We start from the raw sequence: 4852 nt of genomic DNA, 5'->3' as shown, positions 1-4852 counted from the left end.
CTCCACCCACTGCATATCGTCGGCGGCGTCAGATGTGTTAAAGAGACAGGCCCCAGACTCCCTCCCCTCACTCCCCGATGAAAGGAAACCGGTAATGACAGACGAGCAGAAGTGCCCCGTCGACCACAGCGGCGTGGGTCCCACCCCGACCCACGGCTCGGCGAAGCCGGCGGCCGGCCGCACCACCAACGATGACTGGTGGCCGAACCGCCTCAACCTGAAGATCCTCGCCAAGAACCCCGACGTGGCGAACCCGCAGGGCGCCGACTTCGACTACCGCGCCGCCTTCGAGGCGCTCGACCTCGCCGAGGTCAAGGCCGACATCGCGCACGTCCTCACCGACTCGCAGCCCTGGTGGCCCGCGGACTTCGGCAACTACGGCCCGCTCATGATCCGCATGGCGTGGCACTCCGCCGGCACCTACCGCGTCTTCGACGGCCGCGGCGGCGGCGGCACCGGGCAGCAGCGCTTCGCGCCGCTGAACAGCTGGCCCGACAACGTCAACCTCGACAAGGCGCGCCGCCTGCTGTGGCCCGTCAAGAAGAAGTACGGCAAGTCCCTCTCGTGGGGCGACCTCATGATCCTCGCCGGGAACGTCGCGCACGAGCAGATGGGCATGCCCACCTTCGGCTTCGCCGGCGGACGACCCGACGTCTGGGAGCCGGACGACGACGTGTACTGGGGCTCGGAGAACACCTGGCTCGGCGACGAGGCGCGCCTCGGCGAGGACGGCAACGAGGAGCTCGCGAAGCCGCTCGGAGCCACCATGATGGGCCTGATCTACGTCAACCCCGAGGGACCGCGCGCCAGCGGCGACCCCGTGGCGGCGGCGCACCAGATCCGCGAGACCTTCGGGCGCATGGCCATGAACGACGAGGAGACCGTCGCGCTCATCGCCGGCGGCCACACCTTCGGCAAGACGCACGGCGCAGCCAACGAGGACGAGCACGTCGGCCGCGAGCCGGAGGCCGCCCCCATGGAGCAGGCCGGCCTCGGCTGGAAGAGCGACTACCGCTCCGGCAAGGGCATCGACACGATCAGCTCCGGCCTCGAGGTCACCTGGACCTACCACCCCACCCGCTGGGACAACGAGTTCTTCCACATCCTCTTCGCCTACGAGTGGGAGCGCGTGGAGGGCCCCGGCGGGCACCAGCACTGGCGGCCGAAGAACGGCGCCGGCTCCGACATGGTGCCCGAGGCCGACTTCAGCGGCCGTCGCGAGCCCCGCATGCTCACCACCGACATCTCTCTGCGCGAGGATCCCGCCTACCGCGAGATCTCACTCCGCTTCCGCGACGACCACGAGGCCTTCACCGAGGCCTACCGGCGCGCCTGGTTCAAGCTCACGCACCGTGACCTGGGCCCGAAGTCGCGCTACCTCGGCCCGGAGGTGCCCGCCGAGGACCTGCTCTGGCAGGATCCGATCCCGGCTCGCGACTACGAGCTGATCGACGCCGCCGACATCGCGGTCCTCGAGCAGCGGATCATCGAGTCGGGCCTCACCGTCAGCGAGCTGGTCTCCACCGGCTGGGCCGCTGCGGCCACCTTCCGCGGCAGCGACAAGCGCGGCGGCGCGAACGGCGGCCGCATCCGCCTGGAGCCCCAGCGCAGCTGGGAGGTCAACCGGCCCGAGCAGCTCGCCCGCGTGCTCGAGGTGCTGGAGGGCATCAAGGCCCAGTTCGACGTGGAGAACGCCGACTCGGGCAAGAAGGTCTCGATCGCGGACCTCACGGTGCTCGCCGGCAACGTCGGCGTGAAGCAGGCGGCCGCCGCCGCGGGACGCACCGTGTCGATCCCCTTCACGCCGGGACGCACGGACGCCTCGCAGGAGGAAACCGACGTCGACTCGTTCGAGTACCTCAACCCGCCCGCCGACGGCTTCCGCAACTACGAGAGCGCCCGGGCGCTCGGCCGCCCCGCCGAGCACCTGCTCGTCGACCGCGCCAATCTGCTCACGCTGTCGGCGCCCGAGATGACCGTGCTCGTCGGTGGTCTGCGCGTGCTCGGCACGAACTGGGACGGCTCGCAGCACGGCGTGCTCACCGACCGTCCCGGCGTGCTCACGAACGACTTCTTCGTGAACCTGCTCGACCTGAACACGACGTGGCGTCCGCTCGACCCGGGCTCGCGCGCCTTCCAGGCCACGGACGAGACGACGGGCGAGGACACCTGGACCGGCACCCGCGCCGACCTCGTGTTCGCCTCGAACAGCGAGCTGCGCGCGGTGGCCGAGGTCTACGCCAGCGACGACGCCGCCGACAAGTTCGTCGACGACTTCGTGGCGGCGTGGGCGAAGGTCGCCGATCTGGATCGCTTCGACGTGCGGTAGTCCGGACGGCGACGAAGCGCCGCGGCCCCTCCTCGGGGGGGGTCGCGGCGCTTCTCGTGTTTCCGGGGCGCATCGGCGCCGGGCGTCGAACGGGGCCGGCGCGGAGAGCACGGCACGCTGGATTCGCAGCGCGGCACACGGGGGTGTGCTCTTCCCGTGACTTTCCCGTGAGGATAGACTGTGAGCCCAGTAGCCGCGGCCCGACGAGGGGGACGGCCGCCCGCCCGAAGGAGTCATCCATGACCGCATCAGGTCCTCAGCCCGCCACGAAACCCGCAGCCCCAAGCGATCCCGCCACATCCTCCCGGCTGATCGCCGAGGTGATCGGGACCTTCCTGCTCGTCTTCGGCGGGGTCGGCACCGCCGTCTTCGCCGCCGGATTCCCCGGCGAGCCGGGCAGCCCGGTGAACGTCGGCTTCCTCGGCGTCGCCCTCGCCTTCGGCCTGACCGTCGTGGTCGGCGCCTACGCCTTCGGCCCGGTGTCGGGCGGGCACTTCAACCCGGCGGTCAGCCTCGGGCTCGCCGCAGCCGGACGCTTCGCCTGGCGCGACGTGCCCGGGTACATCATCGCGCAGATCGTGGGCGGCGCCCTCGCCTCGACGCTGATCTTCGCCGTCGCGAACGGACAGCCCGGCGGTTACGAGGGCACGCTCGGCGCGAACGGCTACGACGAGGCCTCGCCGGGCGGTTACAGCCTGCTCTCCGTGGGCCTCACCGAGGTCGTGCTCACCGCGATCTTCCTGCTGGTGATCATCGGCGCGACCTCCAAGCGCGCGGCCGCAGGCTTCGCGCCGCTCGCGATCGGGCTCACGCTCACGCTGATCCACCTCATCTCGATCCCGATCTCCAACACCTCGGTGAACCCTGCCCGCTCGATCGCCAGCGCGATCTACGGCGGAGGCGAGGCGCTCGCCCAGCTGTGGGCCTTCATCCTCTTCCCGGTCGTGGGCGGGCTGCTGGCCGGCTGGCTCTTCAAGCCGCTCTTCGACCGCGCCCGCTGAGCACGGGAAACCCGGAAGCGTCGCGCGACCGGGGGCGGCGGGGCAGAGCCCCCACCGCCCCCGGTCGCGTCGTCTTCGGAGGCCGTGGCCCGGACGCGCCGTCGAGCGTCCGGCCGGCCGAGCGCTCAGTCGAGCAGCAGCGCCGGCTCCTCCAGCACGGAGGCGACATCGGCGACGAAGCGCGAGATGACGTCGCCGTCGACGATCCGGTGGTCGAAGGAGCCGCCCACGGTCGTCACCATGCGCGGCCGCACCTCGCCGTCGACCACCCAGGGCTTCTGCTTGATGGTGCCCATCGCGAGGATCGCGCACTCGCCCGGGTTGAGGATGGGCGTGCCGAAGTCCATGCCGAAGACCCCGATGTTCGTGATCGTGATCGTGCCGTTCTGCATCTCGGCCGGCTGCGTGCGGCCGTCGCGCGCCGTGATCGTGAGCTGCTCGATCGCCCGCGCGAGGTCCAGCAGGCTGAGATCCTGCGCGTCCTTGATGTTCGGCACGACGAGGCCGCGTGGCGTGGCCGCCGCGATCCCGAGATTCACGAAGTGGTGCCGGATGATCTCGGTGTCGGTGAAGGTCGAGTTGACCTCGGGGCTGCGGCGGATCGCCCACAGCATCGCCTTCGCGAAGATCAGCAGGGGCGAGACCTTCACCCCGGCGAAGTCGGGTGAGCTCTTCAGCCGCTTCACGAACTCCATGGTGCGGGTCGCGTCGACGTCGGTGAAGACGCTGACGTGCGGCGCCTCGGTGGAGCTGGCCACCATCGCCTTCGCGATCTGCTTGCGCATGCCCTTCAGCGGGATCCGCTCCTCACGGGCGGCGGGCGCCTCGGGGGTGGCGATGTTGCGGAAGAGGCTCGCCTGCGTGGCCTGACGCACGACGTCGTCACGGAGGATCTCGCCGGCGATCCCGGAGCCTGCGACCCGTGCGAGATCGACGCCGAGGTCCTTCGCGAGCTTGCGGATCGGGGGCTTCGCGAGGATCGGGGCGGCCTCGGCGACCGGGATGGCGCCGTGCGCGGCGGCGGCGCCGTGCAGCAGCGGCTCCCCGCCGCGGCGGCGGCGCGACTGCACAGCGCCGCCCGTGCCGTAGCCCACGAGCACCGAGCCGCCGGCATCCTCGTGCTCGACGGAGGCGGCGGCGTCGGCGACCGCCTCGCGGGTCTCCTCCGACTCCGCGGCGGCGGCCGGCTCCGCGACGGGCTCAGACGCCGTCCCGCCCGAGACCGACACGCGCAGGATCGCCTCGCCCACCGGCACCGTCTGACCGACCTCGGCGAGCAGCTCCGTCACCGTGCCCGTGAAGGGCGAGGGGAGTTCGACGAGCGACTTCGCGGTCTCGATCTCGCAGATCACCTGGTTCAGGGCCACGTCGTCTCCGGGCGCGACGTGCCAGGTGACGATCTCGGCCTCGGTCAGGCCCTCGCCCACGTCGGGGAGGGGGAACGTCATATCGCTCATGGTCTCGTCTCCTGCGATTCGGTGTGCTTCAGTCTAGGGCCGGTGCCGGGGGCGGACAGCATGTT

At 71.1% G+C, this 4852-nt stretch carries 3 protein-coding genes; 2 read left to right on the top strand and 1 reads right to left on the bottom strand.

What is annotated here, in order from left to right:
* Positions 1-94 precede the first annotated feature (94 nt).
* Complete coding sequence (gene katG / locus B4915_RS00065) at positions 95-2329, top strand: catalase/peroxidase HPI (RefSeq protein WP_105803854.1); 2235 nt, start codon at positions 95-97, stop codon at positions 2327-2329.
* A 239-nt stretch (positions 2330-2568) separates the two neighbouring features.
* Complete coding sequence (gene aqpZ / locus B4915_RS00060; RefSeq protein WP_105803853.1) at positions 2569-3330, top strand: aquaporin Z; 762 nt, start codon at positions 2569-2571, stop codon at positions 3328-3330.
* Between the two features lie 125 nt (positions 3331-3455).
* Here aqpZ and B4915_RS00055 read toward each other — a convergent pair whose 3' ends face one another.
* Positions 3456-4787 carry a dihydrolipoamide acetyltransferase family protein gene (locus tag B4915_RS00055; protein WP_105803852.1) on the bottom strand — a complete coding sequence of 444 codons (1332 nt, stop codon included), beginning with the start codon at positions 4785-4787 and terminating at the stop codon, positions 3456-3458.
* Positions 4788-4852 lie beyond the last annotated feature (65 nt).

The sequence above is a fragment of the Leucobacter massiliensis genome, assembly GCF_002982315.1.
Lineage (GTDB): Bacteria > Actinomycetota > Actinomycetes > Actinomycetales > Microbacteriaceae > Leucobacter > Leucobacter massiliensis.
This window is presented reverse-complemented; position numbering and strand designations above follow the sequence as displayed.